The following is an 18,445-nucleotide window of genomic DNA, read 5'->3' on the forward strand; positions in this document are numbered from 1 at the left end:
CCCGGTCGGGCCTTGCCCGTGGATCAGGAGACCCGTTCTGCCAGCAGTTCGAACTGGTTTTCGACCACGGCTTCATCCTGATCGGTGAGCTTGGTCGGATAGTCGCCGGTGAAGCAGGCGTCGCAATATTGCGGACGGATGTCGGCGCGCTTCGCTTCGCCCAGCGCCTTGTACAGGCCGTCGATCGAGATGAAGGCGAGGCTGTCGGCATGGATGAAGTCCTGCATGCCGCCAATGTCCAGCTTGTGCGCCAGCAGCTTGGTGCGCTCGGGCGTGTCGACGCCATAGAAGCAGCTATGCTTGGTCGGCGGTGATGCGATGCGCATGTGCACTTCGGCGGCCCCCGCTTCGCGCATCATCTGCACGATCTTCAAGGATGTGGTGCCGCGCACGATCGAATCGTCGATCAATACGATGCGCTTGCCCTGGATGAGAGCGCGGTTGGCATTATGCTTCAGCTTGACGCCCAGATGGCGGACCTTGTCGCCCGGCTGGATGAAGGTGCGGCCGATATAATGGGAACGGATGATGCCCAGTTCGAACGGAATGCCCGATTGCTGGGCATAGCCGATGGCGGCCGGCACGCCGCTGTCAGGCACCGGAATGACATAGTCGGCATCGACCGGATTTTCGATCGCCAACTGCGCGCCGATCGCCTTGCGGACCGAATAGACGCTGGAATTGTCGATGATCGAATCGGGGCGGCTGAAATAGACATGCTCGAAGATGCAGGGGCGCGGATGCACCTCGCCGAACGGGCGGAGCGAGCGCAGTTCGCCGTCATTGGTGACGATCACCAGTTCGCCCGGCTCGATCGAGCGGACATAGTCGGCGCCGACCACATCGAGCGCAACGGTTTCGGAGGCGAAGATGATCGAATCGCCGAGCTTGCCCATGACCAGCGGACGGATGCCCAGCGGATCGCGGCAGGCGATCATGCCTTCGGGAGTCATGACGATCAGCGAATAGGCGCCCTCGATCTGCTTGAGCGCATCGATGAACTTGTCGAGCAGGGTGCGATAATTGGACGTCGCGACCAGATGGATGATGACTTCGGTATCCGAGGTCGACTGGAAGATGGAGCCGCGGCGGATCAGTTCGCGGCGAACCTTCATCGCGTTGGAGATATTGCCGTTATGCGCAATCGCGAAGCCGCCGGAATTGAGTTCGGCGTAAAGCGGTTGAACATTGCGCAGCGAGGTTTCGCCTGTCGTCGAGTAACGGACATGACCGCAGGCGGTGTCGCCAGGGAGCGCTCGAATCACCTCGTCCCGGTCAAAATTGCCGGCAACATGACCCATGGCGCGATGCGTGTGGAAATCATGCCCGTCCCAGCTGGTGATGCCCGCGGCTTCCTGGCCGCGATGCTGCAGCGCGTGAAGGCCAAGAGCCACCATGGCGGATGCGGTCTCGGCGCCGGAGACGCCGAAAATGCCACATTCTTCGCGCAACTTGTCGTCGTCGAAAGGGTTTGTCGTAATCATGGGTGTGAGCGGGTCCATTGCCGTTCCTGACCACCCCTCTGGGGCGACCTTTCGCGCGCATATAGTCCCTCCCGCCCGATTTGTCGCCTGCCTGTAACAAAAAAGCGTGTCCAATCGTGGCAACGCTGCGTTTTGCCGGCTTTTCCATGGGCTAAACGGCTACTGGCGTTGGCGTCCCGGTGCCGCTAAGAAACCTGTACTCATGCACCGTTTTGCCAATCCCGCTCGCTTCCTGAAGATCGCCCGTCCGTTGACGGGCTGGCTGTTGTGGCCTGGCATCCTGCTGCTGTTGGCCGGCTGCGCTTCGGGCCTGTTCCTGACGCCGGCGGATTATCTGCAGGGCAATACGGTGCGCATACTCTATATACATGTGCCGGCCGCGTGGCTCGGCATGGCGGGCTGGACCGGTATCGCTGTATCCGGGCTGATGCAACTGGTCTGGCGCCATCCGCTGGCTGCTGTGGCCGGGCGCGCGATCGCGGCGCCGGGCGCGCTGTTCACGGCCATCTGCCTGATGACCGGTTCGATCTGGGGGCGGCCGACCTGGGGCACCTGGTGGGAATGGGATGGACGCATGACATCCATGCTGGTCCTGCTCTTTCTCTACCTGGGCTATATTGCCCTGGCCAACGGGTCGGCGCGGCAGGGGCAGGGCGGTGTCAGCCCGGTGACCGCGATCTTCGGTCTGGTCGGTGCCATCAACATCCCGATCATCAACCGTTCGGTTGTTTGGTGGAACAGTCTGCACCAGGGGCCGAGCATCACGATGCGGGGATCGAGCATCGACGGATCGCTGCTCTGGCCGCTGGGTCTGACATTATTCGGTTTCACCTTGTTGTTCGCCGCGATCGTATTGATGCGGATGCGGGCAATCTTGGCGCAAAATAAGGTCGAGGCGCGGATGCAGCGCCTGACGAGAGGGTAGAGATGAACCAATGGGCTTTCGTGGTCGCCGCCTATGCCGTGACGGCCGTGGGCACGGCGATCGTCACCATCGCCAGCTGGCGCGCGATGCGATCGGCGGAACGTCAGGCCGAACGACTGTCTGACCGGACATGAAGGCCAAGCATCAACGGCTAATCCTGGCGCTCGCGGCGCTGGTGGCGATCATCGGTGCCGGGTTGCTCGCCGTCTCGGCGCTGAAGGACGAAGCGGCCTATTTCTATGCGCCCAACGACGTAAAGACCAAGGGGGTGAAGCCCGGCAAGGCGATCCGTCTGGGTGGGATGGTGGTGAAGGGTAGCCTCAAGCGCGCGGCCGATGGGGTAACGATCGATTTCAACGTGACCGACGGCAAGGCGACCGTGCCGGCGACCTTCAGCGGGATCGCGCCCGACCTGTTCAAGGAAGGCAGCGGCGTCGTGGCAGAAGGTGCTTTCGACCGGCAGGGGCGGTTCGTCGCCACCAATTTGCTGGCCAAGCATGACGAGCGCTACATGCCGCGCGAACTGGACGGCATGACCTATAATGAAACCACGCATGAGATGAAGGCTGCGCCATGATCGCCGAAGCCGGTCTCGCCGCCCTGTGGTTTGCCGCCGTTCTGGCGCTGCTCCAGTTGTTTCTGGTGGGCATGGGGCTGGCCGGCGGCAAGGGCGAGGTGCTGGGCGCCGTCCGTCCTGTCGCTATTTTGCAGGGCGTGCTGACGGCCGGTGCCTTTGTCGCGCTGATCAGCCTGTTCCTGCGATCCGACATGTCGGTGCTGTTGGTGGCGACCAACAGCCATTCGGCCAAGCCCTGGCTCTACAAGTTCGCCGGAACCTGGGGCAATCATGAAGGGTCGATGCTGCTCTGGGTGACGGTGATGGGTGTCGCCGGCGCGGCAGTTGCCCTGTTCGAGCGTGCCTTGAAGCGCGACGCGCATATGGCGACGCTCGGTGCGCAGGCGGCGATCAGCCTGGGTTTCTATGCCTTCCTGCTCTTCTCCTCCAATCCCTTCGCCCGCATTTCCCCGGCACCGGCGGACGGGCAGGGGCTCAACCCGCTGCTGCAGGATCCCGGCCTCGCCTTCCATCCGCCGACGCTCTATCTCGGCTATGTCGGCCTGTCGGTCGCCTTCTCCTTTGCGGTCGGGTCGTTGCTGACGCGGCAGGTGGATGCCGCCTTCGCCCGTGCCATGCGCCCCTGGGTGCTGGCCGCCTGGATCATGCTGACGCTCGGCATCACGGCGGGCAGCTATTGGGCCTATTATGAACTGGGCTGGGGCGGCTGGTGGTTCTGGGATCCGGTCGAAAATGCGTCGCTGATGCCCTGGCTGGCGGCGACCGCACTGCTGCACAGCGTGACCGTACTGGCGACGCGCGACGCGCTGCGCGCCTGGACGGTGATGCTGGCGGTGGTTGCCTTCTCCATGTCGATGGTCGGCACCTTCCTAGTCCGGTCGGGCATATTGACCAGCGTCCATGCCTTCGCCGTCGATCCGGAGCGGGGCAGCTTCATCCTGGCGTTGCTGGCGCTCTATATCGGCGGCGCTCTGGCCTTGTTCGGCTGGCGGATCGGCACGGTGCGTGAGGGCGCGCCCTTCGAACTGGTCAGCCGAGAAACCTTCCTGGTGGTCAATAATCTGCTGCTCTCGGTGATCCTCGGGCTGGTGCTGATCGGCACGCTTTATCCGCTGATGACGGAAGCGTTCGGGCACAAGGTGTCGGTCGGTGCGCCCTATTTCGATCGCATCGCGGGGCCGATCGCGCTCATACTGCTGATCGTCATGGCGGCGGGGCCGCTTACCCGCTGGCGCCGGGATCAGGCGCGCGCCGTGGCCGGGCGCATGCTCATTCCGGCGGGGGTCGCTCTGGCGGCCGTGGTGCTGGTCGGTGCGCTGGCCTGGGGCCGGATCGGGCTGCTGCCCTATTGCGGGCTGGTGGTGGCGCTGGCCGTCGGCGTGGGATCGCTGGCGCCGTTGTGGAAGCGGAATCTGCGCCGCACGCCGCTCTTCACCTATGGCATGGTGATCGCGCATCTGGGCTGCGCCGTCAGCCTGGCCGGCATGGCCTGCGATTCGGCGTTCACGATCGAGAAGCTGGTGGCGGCCCGGCCGGGGGATACGATCGAGACGGCCGGCTGGACGCTGCGCTTCCAACGGATACTGCCGCTTGCCGGCGATAATTGGACGGCTCTGCAGGCGGACGTCATCGCCGAGCGGAATGGCCGGGCGGTGGTGATCCATCCGCAATCGCGCTTCTTCGCCTCGCCGCCGACGACAACGACCGAGGCTGCCTTGTTGACCCGGTGGAATGGCCAACTCTACGTCGTGCTGGGGCAGGAAGCGGATGCCGGGCGCTGGCAGATGCGGATCTGGTGGAAACCGTTCGTGACGCTGATCTGGCTGGGCGGCATCATGATCGCGCTGGGCGGCCTGCTGGCGCTGATCGGGCGGGAGCGGCGTGGCTGGCTGATGAAATGGCGGGCGCGGAGGGCAATGGCATGAGGAGGCTGCTGATCTGGCTGCCGCTGGCCTTGTTCCTCGGTTTCTTCGCGCTGTTCGCAAGCGGCCTGTTCAAGCCGGATGACCGCGTCATCACCTCCAAGCTGATCGGCCAGGCTTTGCCGGCCTTCACCCTGCCGGCTGCGGCCAGCGATCGGCCGGCGCTTGCCAGCACGCAATTGGCGGATGGCAAGCCGCGCCTGCTCAACATCTTTGCCAGCTGGTGCATTCCCTGCGCGGCGGAGGCGCCGCAACTGATGGCGCTCAAGCTGGCTGGAGTCGAGATCGATGCGATCGCGATCCGCGATGCCCGGCTCGATGTCGATGCTTTCCTGGCGCGCAACGGCAATCCCTATAGCCGGATCGGTCTGGATGCGCGCAGTGGCGTGCAGATCGCGCTGGGTTCGTCCGGCGTGCCGGAAACCTTCGTGATCGATGGCAAGGGCAGGATTGCCTATCAGCATATTGGCGATATCCGCGCCGATGACGTGCCGATGCTGCTGCAACGGCTGAAGGACGCGCAATGAGGGCGTTGATTTCTCTTCTTCTGCTGATGCTGGCAGCGCCGGTTCATGCGCAGACCGCCTTGCCGCCCGCGCCCTTTGCCGACCGGCAGCTCGACGATGCGGCGCTGGAGCGCAAGGCGAAGGCACTGATGGAAACCATCCGCTGCCTCACCTGCCAGAGCCAGTCGATCGCCGATTCGAACGCCAGCATGGCGGGCGACATGCGTTCAGAGATACGCGAGCGGATCAGGGCGGGGGAGGAGCCGGAGCATATCAGGCGCTGGCTGATCGAGCGTTATGGCGACTGGGTCAGCTATGAACCGACGGCCGCCCCGATCCTCTGGCCGCTCTGGGCAGCGCCGATCGTGCTGCTTGCATTGGGGCTGCTGCTGATGCGTGGACGGATAAAGCGGAGGCCGCGGGCATGACGGGCTGGATCATCGCTTTCGGCATCGCCATCCTGGCCATGGTGGCGCTCTGCTTCATCGGGCGCATCCCGCGGGTCACGCGGGAGATCGTCGCCGCCGCGTTGCTGGTCGGCCTCGCCGGCTATGCCTGGCAGGGGCATCCGGGTCTCGCCGGCGCGCCCCGTAAGGTGGCGTCCGAGAAGGACGCGCAGTTCGACGAGAAGCTGGCGGAGCGACGCCGGAGTTTGGCGGAGCGCTATGGCCCGGCGGGCCAATGGCTCATCATGTCGGATTCCTATGGGCGGCGCGGCCTGACCAAGGAAGCGACCAATATCCTGCTCTCCGGCCTCAAGCAGACGCCGGAAGACGCAAATCTGTGGCTTGGCATGGGGAACGCGCTGATCGCGCATGCTGACGGCGTGGTCGCGCCGGCGGCGGACTATGCCTATCGCCAGGCGCTCCGGCTCGACCCGGAGGGGCCGGCACCGCGCTATTTCTATGGTCTCGCTCTGGCGCAGGCCGGCCAGTTGGACGCTGCGCGCAAGCAATGGTTGCCGCTGGCGCAATCGGCGCCCGAAGGCAGCAAGATCAAGGCGGAACTGCAGGCCAATATCGCCCGTATCGACGCCATGTTGGCGATGGATCCTGCGGCGCGATGATGCACTACGGTGCTATCATTGCGTGAACCTTGTGCCCATGGTAGGGGCCGGCGGTTTGCGGGGCTCCGGCCTTGGACAGAGAATTGCCCTGGCAAGGGTTGCGACATGATATTGATGATCGAGCATTTCCTTCATGGCTGATGACAGCGCGGTCGCCGTCCTCGAAGACGGCGAGCAGGAAGGGCATGGTCATGCCCGCCAGAAAGCCACGGCCAAGCTGGTCGTCGGCGCGATCGGCATCGTTTTCGGTGATATCGGCACCAGCCCGCTCTACGCCTTCCGCGAAACCTTCGCCGGCCATCATCATCTCGACCTCGATCCCGACCATATATTAGGCGTCATCAGCATATTAGGCGTCATCAGCCTGATGTTCTGGTCGATGATGCTGGTCGTGACGCTCAAATATGTCAGCATCATCATGCGTGCCGACAACAAGGGCGAAGGTGGCAGCCTGGCGCTGCTGGCACTGATCAACGGCCAGACCAAGACGCAGCGCTGGTCGCGCGGCATCGTGCTGCTGGGTGTATTTGCGACCGCACTCTTCTACGGCGATTCGATGATCACCCCGGCCGTTTCGGTGCTGTCGGCGGTGGAAGGTCTGGCCGTCTACAACGCCAATCTGGCCCCGGCGATCTTGCCGGTCGCGGTGATAATCCTGCTCGGCCTGTTCTGGATCCAGGGCCTTGGGACCAACAAGGTCGCGACCCTGTTCGGCCCGATCATGTTGATCTATTTCGTGACGATCGCGGCGCTGGGCGTACTCAGCATCGTCAAGACGCCGGGTATCCTCTACGCCTTCAATCCTTATTGGGCGGTGATGTTCTTCGCGACCGATCCGCTTCCCGCCTTCCTGGCGTTGGGTTCGGTCGTGCTGGCGGTGACGGGCGCGGAGGCGCTCTATGCCGATATGGGCCATTTCGGCCGCAGCCCTATCCGCGTGTCCTGGCTGATCTTCGTGCTGCCGGCGCTGATGCTCAACTATATGGGGCAGGGCGCACTTCTGTTCCGTGAAGGTGCCGCAGCGCTGCACAGCCCCTTCTACAATCTCGCGCCGCAATGGATGCAGTTGCCGCTGATAGCCCTTGCCACGCTGGCGGCGATCATCGCGTCGCAGGCGGTGATATCCGGCGCTTTCTCCGTTACCCAGCAGGCGATTCAGCTCGGCTTCATGCCCCGCCTGCGGATCGAACATACCAGCGCTTCGACGGCCGGCCAGATCTATATCCCCCTGATCAACTGGGGGCTGATGGTCATGGTGATCCTGCTGGTGCTGGTCTTCAAGACCTCGTCCAACCTGACCGCCGCTTATGGCATCGCCGTCACCGGCGCGATGTTCATCGACAATGTGCTGCTGACCGTGGTGCTCTACCGCTTGTGGCATTGGAAATGGTATTATGCCGCGCCACTGCTCGCCGTCTTCTATCTGGTCGACGGCGCCTATCTCGCGGCCAACCTGACCAAGGTGCCGGACGGCGGCTGGTTCCCGTTGCTGATCGGCTTCGTTATCTTCACCCTGCTGACCACCTGGTCGCGCGGTCGGCGGCTGGTGCAGGAGCGGCTGCGCGAGGCAGCAATGCCGATCCCGGTATTTGTGGCCTCAGCCGCCAACAGCGCTGTGCGCGTGCCCGGTACGGCCGTCTTCATGACCTCGACGCCCGACGGCGTGCCGCATGCGTTGTTGCACAATCTTAAGCATAACAAGGTGCTGCACGAGCGGGTGATCCTGCTGACCGTGAAGATCAAGGATGTGCCGGTGGTCGAGGATGACGGCCGGTGCAAGCTGGAGGATCTGGGCCGCGGCTTCTTCCGCCTGGTGCTGCAATATGGCTTCATGCAGGAGCCCGATGTTCCGGCTGCGCTCAAGAATGTCACCGGTTGTGGTCAGGCGTTCAAGATGATGGACACCAGCTTCTTCCTGGCGCGCCAGACGCTGCTGCCTTCGGCCAATCCCGGCATGCCATTATGGCGCGAAAAGATCTTCGCCTGGATGCTCCGTAACGCCGAAAGTGCGATGGAATTTTTCCGCCTGCCAACCAACCGGGTTGTCGAACTGGGCAGCCAGGTCGAGATTTAGGGGCGCCTAGAAGAGCCGCATCTGCGCGCCCTCGGGCGGCCGGAACAGGTCGGTGCGCACGCTGATCCGCGCCTGCCCCAGATTGGTCTTGCGGCGGGCCTTGATGAAGCGGGTGCGGGTCAGGTCGGCCCAGACGCCCTGGCCGCGCATTCGGCTGCCGAAATCGGGATCATTGTCGCGGCCGCCGCGAATGTCCCGGATCATTGCCATCACCTTGGCTGCGCGATCGGGATAATGGGTCTCCAGCCAGGCGCGGAACAACGGCGCGACCTCATGCGGCAGGCGGACGAGGATGTAATTGACGTCCTGCGCGCCAGCCATGGCAAGCCGCGCCACCACCTGTTCGATCTCATGATCGTTGATCGCCGGGATGATCGGCGACATGTTCGCCGATACCGGCACGCCGGCTTCGGCCAGGCGCGTGATCGCGGCGATCCGTCGCTCGGGATGGGGGGCGCGCGGCTCCAGCGTGCGCGCAACCTTGGGGTCGAGCGAGGTGACCGAAATCATCACCGCGACCAGATTGTCGCGCGCCAGATCGGCCAGCAGGTCGATGTCGTGCAGGATGCGGTCGGACTTGGTGGTAATGAAGACCGGATGGCGGCATTCCACCATCACCTCCAGCAATTGGCGGGTAATGCCCCAATCCTTCTCGATCGGCTGATAGGGGTCGGTATTCGTACCCATGGCGATCGGCGAGACGCTGTAGCTGCGGCGCGCCAGTTCCTTGCGCAGCAATGCCGCCGCATCCGGCTTGGCGAACAGCCGCGTCTCGAAATCCAGACCCGGCGACAGGTCGTGATAGGCATGGGTCGGCCGGGCGAAGCAATAGATGCAGCCATGCTCGCAGCCGGCATAAGCGTTGATCGACTGGGAGAAGGCGATGTCGGGCGACGCATTGCGCGAAATGATCGTGCGCGGCGTGATCAGCGAGACGCTGGTGCGCAGTTTCTGCGCCGGGCCGTCGATCGCCTCCACGGCGTCGAGCCAGTCGCCGTCTGTCTCGCGCGCGGCCAGGTTGAACCGGCTGCTGGCCTGGTTGTGCGTTGCGCCGCGTCCGGGAATATTTGCCATAGTTGAATAAGAACATATCATGAACTTATTGACAAGATCGCTTCGGATACGACAAGGCTGAGTCCTTGAAAGCAGGGGAAATATCATGCGTGTTTGGTGGCTTGTTCCGGCTCTGATGATGGTCGCTGGCGCGGCTGATGCCGCGACGCCGACGGTGGATTGTGCCGCAAACATGGTCTGCGCCAGCCGGCCCCAGTCGGTGGTCGATGCGCTGCAGGCGGCGGGCTACAAGGCGGCGCTGACCAAGAGCAAGTCGACCGGCAATCCGATGATCGAAAGCGCGGCCTCCGGCTATAATTTCACCATCTATTTCTATGGTTGCGAGGAGATGAAGGATTGCAACTCGCTGCAGTTCGGTATCAATTTCGCGGATGACGGTGGCAATACCCCGGAAGTCGCGAACAAGTGGAACCAGTCCAAGCGCTTCATCCAGATGTCGATCGCCGACGACAAGACGATGGACGTGTCCTATGACGTCAGCACGATCGGCGGTCTCAATCAGGAGAATTTCGCCGATGTGGTCGACTGGTGGGCGGTGATGCTCGGCGAACTCAGCAAATTCTTCAAGGAGAATCCGGCGCCAACGCTCAAGAAGTAAGGGCGCGTAGAGACTGTTTGAGAAAGCCGGTTCCGGCCCGCTCCCCCGCCCAACCACCCGACAGGATGACACTGGATCGGGTGGTTGGGCGGGGGAGCGGGCTGGAACCGTAACGAAAATCGCCCTTTCGCGATTTTTCAAATAGCTGCTCAGCGCTCGGTAAGGCGCGGCATCAGCTCGACGAAATTGCAGGGGCGGAACCGGCTGTCGAGCTGACTGGCGAGAATGCCGTCCCAGGCATCGCGCACCGCGCCGGTCGAGCCGGGCAGCGCGAAGATATAGGTGCCGCGCGCGACGCAGGCGGTGGCGCGCGACTGGATGGTCGATGTGCCGATCGACTGATAGCTCAGCCAGCGGAACAGCTCGCCGAAACCGGGAATTTCCTTGTCTTGCACCTGGGCCAGTGCCTCGGGCGTGACGTCCCGGCCGGTGACGCCGGTGCCACCGGTGGTCAGGATCACATCGACCTGCGGATCGTCGATCCAGGCGTGGAGCCGGGCGACAATGGCGCTGCTATCATCGGTGACGATCAGCCGGTCGGCCAGGATATGGCCGGCGCCGGTCAGGCGCTCGACCAGCGTATCGCCGGACCGGTCATCGGCCAGCGTGCGGGTATCGGAAACGGTCAGGACGGCAATGCGGACGGGCAGGAATGTCCGGCCTTCGTCGATCGGCATCAGTCCGATCCGCCGGCGATCATCGCCCGGCCGTCGGCCTTGCTCAGGCGCACCAGCTTCACGCCCTTGGCATTGGGGAATGTCGGCCACATGCCTTGCGCCATGCCGGTCAGGCAATCCGCCTCGCCCTTCGCCTGGATCTGATACATCCAGTAGTTGCGCATGACGATGTTCACATAGGCGCGGGTTTCATAATAGGGCAGGGATTCGATGAAGAGCAGCGGATCGCCCTTGTCCTTCACTTCGCTGTTCCAGCGCTCGACCGGCAGTGGGCCGGCATTATAGGCCGCCATCACCTTGGGCAGCAGGCCGCCGGTCGCGCTCATGTCGCGCAGCGATTCCAGATAGCGCTGGCCATATTCCATATTGGTGGATGGCACGAACAGCTGCGATGCGTTCGACAAGCCGACATCGCCAGCGGTGCCGGGCCGCACCTGCATCAGGCCGCGGGCGCCGGCGCTGGACACGACGTCGGGGCGGAAACCGGATTCCTGCAGCGTATGGGCGTAGATCAACGACGGATCGACGCGCCAGCCGCCGTCGGGCCGCCAGGCGGGAGCCGGGAAGCGGGCGAAGCTGTCGGGCTGCTTGCCGGCCGGACCATTATGGGCGAGCCAGAGCTGGGTTGCCGGCAGGTTGAGCGCGCTGGCGAGGCGCAGCAGCGCATCATATTGAGCGGAGCCACCCAGCTTAGCCTGATAGCGGAGGATTTCGTCGGCGCGGCCATTCTCGCCGATTCCGGCCAGCGCGATCGCGTTGCGGACATTGGGGCTGTCCTTGAGCTGGCGCCAGTCATTGTCGCTGAAGCGGGCATTCATGGTCGCGCCGCCCAGTGGCATGCCCAGGCTCTCGCGGGCGAGCAGGCCGTAGAAGGTCTCGTCGGATCGCGCCGCGAGCTTCAGCATATTCTCGACCTTCTCGGCCTCGCCGCAGACCATATAGGCGCGCGATGCCCAATAGGCGCCGGCTGCGCGCATGTCCGCGTCGCCCGCCAGCGCGGCGACATTGGCGAAGGCCGGGGCGGCGGCGCGGCAGTCATTCTGGCGCCAAGCGGCAAGGCCGGTCGTCCAGTGCGCCTGCACCGTCCAGTCGCCGCCGCTGCGGGCTTCGAGTGCGCGCGCTGCCATGCGGCGGGCATTGAGATCGTCACTCTCGATATAATAGGCCCAGGCGACACGCTGGCGCACCTCGGTCAGACCTTCGGGCGTCAGCCCCGCTTCGCCAGCGGTAAGCAGCCCTTCCGCGCCGGCCGGATCGTCATTCTTGATGAAGGTCAGGATCTGCGCCGACACGCTCTGGGCCAGAACGTCCGTCTTGCTGCCGCTGACATATTGGCGGCGGGGCGCCGAGCCGAGCCATACGAGCTTCTGCACCTGTGGCAGATCGGGCAGGATAGTCGCACCACGCTTTTGCGCCAGGCGGGAAAGCTGGTCCGCCTTGGGCAGCCAGGCGGCCTTGTTGACGAGGTCGAGCAGGTCGAACAGCTCGACGCGCGGCGATCCCTTGGCAAGATAGAGTTCCGACAGGGCGAGCGGGCGGACCGCATCCTGCGGGTCGAGCACCAGGATCATCGCCTTGGCATCAGACCATTTCTGGTCGCGCAGGGCGGCGAAGATGGCATTGTAGCGCGCCTTGTCGCCATCGGACAGCTGGAGCGGCGTGCCGGCGGTAGAGCTGGTCGGCAAGAGGGGGAGGGTTTCCGCCGCCTTGGCGCCGGCCGGGATCGCCAGCGCCGCGCTCATGCTCAGCAGGGCAAGGCTGGAAATGCGGGTTGCAACGCGAATCACGGGCGATCTTCCTCAATCAGGCTTTGCAGGACGCGCCAGCATTCCGCCTTGGCCGCGGGCTGGCTGAGCAGCAGGCGCGGATGGAATGTGGCAATGGCGGGCACAGTGCCGCCATCATGGTTAAAGGGGCGTAAACCGGCGGACCGGTCGGCGCCGTCGGTCGGAAGCAGGGCACGGGCCGTCCGATCGCCCAGCAGGAGCAGGCGGCGCGGCGCGGCGAGATGGACATGCAGCCTGATGCGATCGGCGACATGCGCCAGATCGCTTGCCTCCACCATGCCGCCGGCGGGGCGGACGGTAAACAGCGAGGCCAGGCAGATATCGTCACGGCGCAGGCCGATGGCCCGCATCATGGCATCGAACAAGGCGCCAGCGCGATCGGCAAACAAATGGCCCGCGCCGGCATCTGCCATGTCGGGCATGTCAGTAATGACCATCAGCGACGCCTCAGTCGGGCCGGTCGGCAGGATCGGCGCGCCGGGCCATTTGCGTTCGGGCTGGGCCGAATCACTGGCAAGCCATTCAAGATAGGCGTCAAGCGTCTTGGGTTTTTCGGGCGGTGGCGGAGCAAAGGCTTTCGCAGACTGCTCGGCCAACTGGGCGCGTGTCGGTTGCGGCCGCAACCAGTTGACTGGAGCTTCCGCTACGGCGCCATCCACCCCCGCCAGCGACCACCACGCCATATAGGCGTCAGGCGCTGCGGCTCCAAAGTCCCGCTCTAATCCCCGCATCACGATGCCCTTGGGCCAGAGGTTGACGCGAGGGTCAAGAATCTTCATCGCGTGAGATGTCAAAACGTTGGAGTAATAAGGCGACCGGATGGACGGGCATGTGCCGGCGGGCGTCTCTATGGAGGGATTATGAGCGAACGGGAATCGATGCCCTATGACATCGTCATCGTCGGTGGGGGACCGGCTGGCCTGTCTGCAGCGATCCGGCTGAAGCAGCTGGCCAACGCCGCTGGGCAGGAACTGGCCGTCTGCGTGCTGGAAAAGGGGTCGGAAATCGGCGCCCATATCCTGTCGGGCGCAGTGGTCGATCCCAAGGCGCTGGATGAGCTATTCCCTGACTGGCGCGATATGGGCTGTTCGCTGGCCGATGTGCCGGTGACCGACAATCAGCACTGGATGCTGACCAAGACCGGCAAGATCGCGATGCCGCACATCCTGACGCCGGGCTGGATGCACAACAAGGGAACCTACACCGGATCGCTGGGCAATCTGTGCCGCTGGCTGGCCGAACAGGCGGAAGGGCTTGGCGTCGAAATCTTTCCGGGCTTTGCCGCCGCCGAAATCCTCTACAATGAGGATGGCAGCGTGAAGGGCGTCGCGACCGGCGACATGGGTATCGCCCGCGATGGCGAGCGCAAGGCGGACTATCAGCCGGGCCTCGAACTCCACGCCAAATATACCTTCTTTGCCGAAGGCGCGCGCGGCCACCTCACCAAGATCCTCAAGCGCCAGTTTGATCTGGAGGCCGATTGCGAGCCGCAGGTCTATGGTCTGGGGATGAAGGAATTGTGGGACATTGACCCCGCCAAGCATCAACCAGGGCTTGTCATTCATAGTCAGGGTTGGCCGCTAACCGACTCATATGGCGGTGGTTTTCTCTATCATCAGGCCAATGGTCAGGTCGCGCTCGGCTTCGTTGTGGGCCTGGGCTATCGCAACCCGCATCTCTATCCGTTCGAGGAATTCCAGCGCTGGAAGCAGCATCCGGAAATCCGCAAGTTCCTGGAGGGCGGCCGCCGCGTTTCCTATGGCGCGCGCGCGATCAATGAGGGCGGCTGGCAGTCGATCCCCAAGCTGGTCTTCCCCGGTGGCGCGCTGATCGGTTGCTCGGCCGGCTTCGTCAACGTGCCGCGCATCAAGGGTAGCCATACCGCCATGAAGTCGGGCATGCTGGCCGCCGAGGCCGCGTTCGAGGCGATCCAGGATGAGCGGGCGCGCGATGTGCTGCACGACTATGAGGATCGTCTGCGCTCCAGCTGGATCGCCGACGAGTTGAAGCTGGTGAAGAATGCCGAGCCACTGCTGGCCAAGTTCGGCAACACCATCGGTACGCTGCTCGCTGGGATCGACATGTGGATGCGCACGCTCAAGATTGGCCTGCCCTTCACCCTGAAGCACAAGGCCGACTGCGAGAAATTGTGGCGCAAGGACCAGTGCGAGAAGATCGCCTATCCCAAGCCCGATGGCGTGATCAGCTTCGATCGTCTGTCCTCGGTATTCCTGTCGAACACCAATCATGAGGAAGACCAGCCGGTCCATCTGCAGCTGAAGGATCCGTCGGTTCCGATTTCCTACAATCTGCCCCTTTATGACGAGCCGGCACAGCGTTATTGTCCTGCCGGTGTCTATGAAGTGGTCGGTCTGGATGAAGGGGAGCCTCGCTTCCAGATCAACGCGCAAAATTGCGTCCACTGCAAGACATGCGACATCAAGGATCCGACCCAGAATATCAACTGGGTCGTGCCCGAGGGCGGTGGAGGACCGAATTATCCGAACATGTAGGGGCCTGATTCCAGGACTGTTGCTGATGCTGCCGGTCGCGGCCGGCGCATCGGTCGATCCCGATATGGCCCTGCATGCCTATGCCCGTGCGCGCCTTGCGGATGGCGAAGGTGCGCTTGGCGTTGCGGTCGACAGCTATCGTGTGGCCCTGGCGGGCGATCCGACCAGCCTCGCCATTGCCCGCCGTTCCTATGTCCAGGCGCTGGAAAGCGGCGACATGCCGCTGGCGCTGCAATCGGCGGCGCTGCTGGATGAGGGCGGCATGCTGCCGCGCGACGGCACCTTGCTGCGGATTTGCGACGCATTGGGCCGAAAGGATTGGACGGCGGCGCAGGCCTTCACCGACCGACTGGTGGAGGAGGGCAATTTCTCTTTCCTCGCGCCGATCGTGCAAAGCTGGATATCGCTGGGCCAGCGCCGCTATGTGGCGCCGGTCATCGATGGCAAGGACAAGTTCGGCGCGCTGGGCGCCCGCTATCTCGACGAACATCTGGCGTTGCAGGCCATGGCGCGGGGCGACAAGGAAGAGGCCATCGGCGCGATGCGTCGCGCCCTGGCCTTGCGCGTGACGGACGACGAAGCGCTGCGCCTGACCTTCGCCGCGCAATTGGCCGGGCGCCGGGCGAAGGCGGATGCCTTGGCCCTGCTGCCTGCCGATGAAGCGAGCTTTGCCAAGGCCCGCGCGGACGTCGCGCGCGGTAAGGTGCCGGGGGCGATTGCCATGTCCTTCACGCCCAGGCAGGGCTTTGCCCAATTGCTGGCCCGTCTGGCGGTCGACATCGCGTCCGACGAAACGGGCACGGCGCTGGGCATTCGCCTGGCGCGGATTGCGACATTTGCAGATCCGGCCGCTGCCGAGCCGCATCTGGCGGCGGCGAAGCTGCTGGTGGCGGGCGATCTCGCCAATTATGCTGCGGCGGAAGCGCGCAAGGTGCCTGTCACTGGCTGGTACGGCGCGCTCGCCCAGGCGGAACTGGTCGAGGCACTGGCGGCATCGGGGGATCGTGACGGCGCGATTGCACTGGCGCAAAGCCTGGTATCGGCTCCGAATGCCGAGCCGGAACACCTTGTAAGGCTTGGACGATTGCTGGCAGATTCTGGTGATTTCGACGGTGCCGCATCGGCCTTTCGTCAGGCGCAGACGGGTTATCCCGCCGATAGCCTGCCCTGGGCGTTGTTGCTGTTTGAAGGCAGCGCGCTGGAACAGGGCAAGCGTTGGGACGAAGCGCGCGCCGTTCTCGAAAAGGCGGCGGTCATGGCGCCCAACGAGCCGGTCATCCTCAACTATCTCGGCTATGCTCAGATAGAACGGCGGCAGAATGTCGATGTTGCACTCGATCTTCTGAAGAAAGCCAGCGCGCTCAAGCCACAGGACGCGTCGATCACGGACTCGCTCGGCTGGGCCAAGTTCGTCACGGGCGACGTCAAGGGGGCTGTCCCTGTGCTGGAACGTGCCGCAGCCGGCGCTCCCGGCGATGCCACGATCAACGAACATCTGGGCGACGCGCTGTGGACCGCCGGTCGGCGCTATGAGGCTCGCTATGCCTGGCGCGCGGCAGCGGTGTTCGCGGAGGGGGATGTCGCCAATCGGCTTGACGCCAAGGCCCGCGAAGGGCTGAAACCCGAATATGCCGCGCCCTGAGATTGCATCGAAATCCTGTGAATATATCTGAACAACTAACTGAAATTGCTTACGCAAAGATCAATTTGGCCTTGCATGTGCGCGATCGCCGCGCGGATGGCTATCATGCGCTGGAAAGCCTGTTCGTCTTTGCCGAGGATGGGGACATTCTCCACGCCCGGCATCGCGACGACGGCGTCATCACGCTTGCCGTGGAAGGCCCCTGTGGCGCTGGTCTGAGCGGCGACGACGACAATCTGGTCATACGGGCGGCGCGGAACCTTCAGGCGGCCACCGGGATGACGGCCGGTGCCGATATCCGGCTCGACAAGCGCCTGCCGGTTGCGTCCGGCATTGGCGGCGGTTCGGCGGATGCGGCCGCGACGCTGCGCTTGCTGATGCGCCTCTGGAATATCACCGTGGAAGGTGCTGTATTACAGGATCTATCCCTGTCGCTGGGGTCGGACGTGCCGGCCTGCTTGGCCAGCACCACGCAACTGGTGCGCGGCCGTGGCGAACTGCTGGAGGCGCAGGCGCTGGACGATCTGTCGAGCCGGCCGATGCTGCTGGTCAACCCGCGGGTCGGCGTGTCGACGGCATCGGTCTTTGCCGGCTGGGACAGGATCGACCGCGGCCCGCTCGATGCGCTGGATATTGACGGGCTTGCGCGCGCCGGCCGCAATGATCTGGAGGCGCCGGCCCTGCTGTTGGCGCCGGTGATCGGTGATGTGCTGAAGGCGTTGCAGGCGCAAAGTCCCCGGCTCGCGCGCATGTCCGGGTCGGGCGCGACCTGTTTCGCGCTGTTCGATGACGGGAAGGCAATGGCGCAGGCCGCGACGGCCCTGCGCCGCGATCATCCGGGCTGGTGGGTGATGGAAACGAGGATCAGGAAATCATGAGCGAAGCCTTCACCACCATGCGGAAGGGCGATCTCGACCTGCTGATCATCGTCGATCATGCCTCGGCCCATGTCCCAGACGATATCGACCTGGGCATCGATCCGGCGTTGCTGTGCGAGCATATTGCGATCGACATCGGCGTGGCGGAGGTCAGCCAGTTGCTCGCGGCGCAGCTGGGCTGCTCCGCGATTCTGGCTGGCATCTCCCGCCTGGTCATCGACCTCAACCGCGAAGAGGATGCGCCCGGCCTGCTGCCGGTGATGAGTGACGGCCATGCCATTCCGGGCAATCGCGACGCCGATCTGGCCGAACGGATGCGCCGCTTCCATCATCCCTATCATCATCAGGTGGCGGCGATGCTCGACGGCATGACGTCACCCTTCATCCTTTCCGTGCATAGCTTCACGCCCCACCTGGCGAGCGATCCGGCGCAGCAGCGGCCCTGGGACATCGGCATTCTCTATAATCAGGATGATCGCGCGGCGCGGATCGCCATTCCGATGTTGGAGGCGGCGGGCCTCAATGTCGGCGACCAACTGCCCTATTCGGGGCAATTGCTCAACGCGACGATGAACCGCCATGCCGAGGCCAATGGCATCCCCTATCTGGGGATCGAGATGCGGCAGGATCTGGTTGGCGATGCCGCCGGGCAGCGCCGCTTTGCCGATCTGCTGGGGCCGATCGTGCTGGAATGCCGAAGCCGGCTGAGGTGATGGTGCGGT

At 64.0% G+C, this 18,445-nt stretch carries 18 protein-coding genes; 13 read left to right on the forward strand and 5 right to left on the reverse strand.

Going from position 1 to position 18,445, the window contains the following annotated elements; translation table 11 throughout:
* Nucleotides 1-23: 23 nt before the first annotated feature.
* On the reverse strand, nt 24-1,484 hold the full coding sequence (purF, locus tag GGQ90_RS04490; RefSeq protein ID WP_246428122.1) for an amidophosphoribosyltransferase: 1,461 nt from the start codon (nt 1,482-1,484) through the stop codon (nt 24-26).
* Nucleotides 1,485-1,686: 202 nt separating this feature from the next.
* On the opposite strand from purF, the gene ccmC reads away from it, so the two are divergent.
* From ccmC to GGQ90_RS04530, 8 genes are all read left to right on the forward strand, one after another.
* The gene (gene ccmC / locus GGQ90_RS04495; protein ID WP_188081024.1) at nt 1,687-2,409 is read left to right on the forward strand and encodes a heme ABC transporter permease CcmC; all 723 of its coding nucleotides are present in this window, start codon (nt 1,687-1,689) and stop codon (nt 2,407-2,409) included.
* Between the two features lie 2 nt (nt 2,410-2,411).
* Entirely contained in the window at nt 2,412-2,543 is a 132-nt protein-coding gene (locus GGQ90_RS04500) for a heme exporter protein CcmD (RefSeq protein WP_188081025.1), read from the forward strand.
* Nucleotides 2,540-2,986: a cytochrome c maturation protein CcmE gene (gene ccmE, locus GGQ90_RS04505; protein ID WP_188081026.1), complete on the forward strand. Its 447-nt coding sequence runs from the start codon at nt 2,540-2,542 to the stop codon at nt 2,984-2,986. Before GGQ90_RS04500 ends, ccmE begins: the two co-directional genes overlap by 4 nt.
* Nucleotides 2,983-4,911, forward strand: coding sequence for a heme lyase CcmF/NrfE family subunit (locus tag GGQ90_RS04510; protein WP_188081027.1), 1,929 nt, complete (start codon nt 2,983-2,985; stop codon nt 4,909-4,911). Before ccmE ends, GGQ90_RS04510 begins: the two co-directional genes overlap by 4 nt.
* Nucleotides 4,908-5,435 (forward strand): redoxin family protein, encoded by a 528-nt coding sequence (locus GGQ90_RS04515; RefSeq protein WP_246428123.1) that lies wholly within the window; start codon nt 4,908-4,910, stop codon nt 5,433-5,435. The genes GGQ90_RS04510 and GGQ90_RS04515 overlap by 4 nt, the downstream gene beginning before the upstream one ends.
* Nucleotides 5,432-5,842 carry a cytochrome c-type biogenesis protein gene (locus GGQ90_RS04520; RefSeq protein WP_188081029.1) on the forward strand — a complete coding sequence of 137 codons (411 nt, stop codon included), beginning with the start codon at nt 5,432-5,434 and terminating at the stop codon, nt 5,840-5,842. The genes GGQ90_RS04515 and GGQ90_RS04520 overlap by 4 nt, the downstream gene beginning before the upstream one ends.
* Nucleotides 5,839-6,480 carry a tetratricopeptide repeat protein gene (locus tag GGQ90_RS04525; protein WP_188081030.1) on the forward strand — a complete coding sequence of 214 codons (642 nt, stop codon included), beginning with the start codon at nt 5,839-5,841 and terminating at the stop codon, nt 6,478-6,480. The genes GGQ90_RS04520 and GGQ90_RS04525 overlap by 4 nt, the downstream gene beginning before the upstream one ends.
* Nucleotides 6,481-6,613: 133 nt before the next feature.
* Nucleotides 6,614-8,554 carry a potassium transporter Kup gene (locus GGQ90_RS04530; protein ID WP_188081031.1) on the forward strand — a complete coding sequence of 647 codons (1,941 nt, stop codon included), beginning with the start codon at nt 6,614-6,616 and terminating at the stop codon, nt 8,552-8,554.
* A 6-nt stretch (nt 8,555-8,560) separates the two neighbouring features.
* On the opposite strand, the gene GGQ90_RS04535 is transcribed toward GGQ90_RS04530, so the two are convergent.
* Nucleotides 8,561-9,628, reverse strand: coding sequence for a PA0069 family radical SAM protein (locus GGQ90_RS04535; protein ID WP_188081032.1), 1,068 nt, complete (start codon nt 9,626-9,628; stop codon nt 8,561-8,563).
* An 85-nt stretch (nt 9,629-9,713) separates the two neighbouring features.
* Between GGQ90_RS04535 and GGQ90_RS04540 the strand changes: the two genes are divergently transcribed.
* Entirely contained in the window at nt 9,714-10,226 is a 513-nt protein-coding gene (locus GGQ90_RS04540; RefSeq protein ID WP_188081033.1) for a YbjN domain-containing protein, read from the forward strand.
* A 149-nt stretch (nt 10,227-10,375) separates the two neighbouring features.
* On the opposite strand, the gene moaB is transcribed toward GGQ90_RS04540, so the two are convergent.
* From moaB to GGQ90_RS04555, 3 genes are read right to left on the reverse strand one after another with little or no spacing between them, the layout of a single operon-like run.
* The gene (gene moaB, locus GGQ90_RS04545) at nt 10,376-10,903 is read right to left on the reverse strand and encodes a molybdenum cofactor biosynthesis protein B (RefSeq protein WP_188081034.1); all 528 of its coding nucleotides are present in this window, start codon (nt 10,901-10,903) and stop codon (nt 10,376-10,378) included.
* Entirely contained in the window at nt 10,903-12,690 is a 1,788-nt protein-coding gene (locus GGQ90_RS04550; protein WP_188081035.1) for a transglycosylase SLT domain-containing protein, read from the reverse strand. Before GGQ90_RS04550 ends, moaB begins: the two co-directional genes overlap by 1 nt.
* Nucleotides 12,687-13,469, reverse strand: a complete 783-nt coding sequence (locus GGQ90_RS04555) for a uracil-DNA glycosylase family protein (protein ID WP_188081036.1) — start codon at nt 13,467-13,469, stop codon at nt 12,687-12,689. The genes GGQ90_RS04550 and GGQ90_RS04555 overlap by 4 nt, the downstream gene beginning before the upstream one ends.
* Nucleotides 13,470-13,550: 81 nt before the next feature.
* Between GGQ90_RS04555 and GGQ90_RS04560 the strand changes: the two genes are divergently transcribed.
* Genes GGQ90_RS04560 through GGQ90_RS04575 form a run of 4 tightly spaced genes read left to right on the forward strand, consistent with a single transcriptional unit; the run spans nt 13,551 to nt 18,436 of the window.
* A complete protein-coding gene (locus GGQ90_RS04560) occupies nt 13,551-15,203 on the forward strand; it encodes an electron transfer flavoprotein-ubiquinone oxidoreductase (protein ID WP_188081037.1) in 1,653 nt (550 codons plus the stop codon).
* 25 nt (nt 15,204-15,228) lie between these two features.
* Nucleotides 15,229-16,845 (forward strand): tetratricopeptide repeat protein, encoded by a 1,617-nt coding sequence (locus GGQ90_RS04565; RefSeq protein WP_188081038.1) that lies wholly within the window; start codon nt 15,229-15,231, stop codon nt 16,843-16,845.
* A 2-nt stretch (nt 16,846-16,847) separates the two neighbouring features.
* Nucleotides 16,848-17,723 (forward strand): 4-(cytidine 5'-diphospho)-2-C-methyl-D-erythritol kinase, encoded by an 876-nt coding sequence (locus GGQ90_RS04570; protein ID WP_223178087.1) that lies wholly within the window; start codon nt 16,848-16,850, stop codon nt 17,721-17,723.
* A complete protein-coding gene (locus GGQ90_RS04575; protein WP_188081039.1) occupies nt 17,720-18,436 on the forward strand; it encodes an N-formylglutamate amidohydrolase in 717 nt (238 codons plus the stop codon). Before GGQ90_RS04570 ends, GGQ90_RS04575 begins: the two co-directional genes overlap by 4 nt.
* Nucleotides 18,437-18,445 lie beyond the last annotated feature (9 nt).

The sequence above is a fragment of the Sphingobium scionense genome (assembly GCF_014197035.1).
Lineage (GTDB): Bacteria > Pseudomonadota > Alphaproteobacteria > Sphingomonadales > Sphingomonadaceae > Sphingobium > Sphingobium scionense.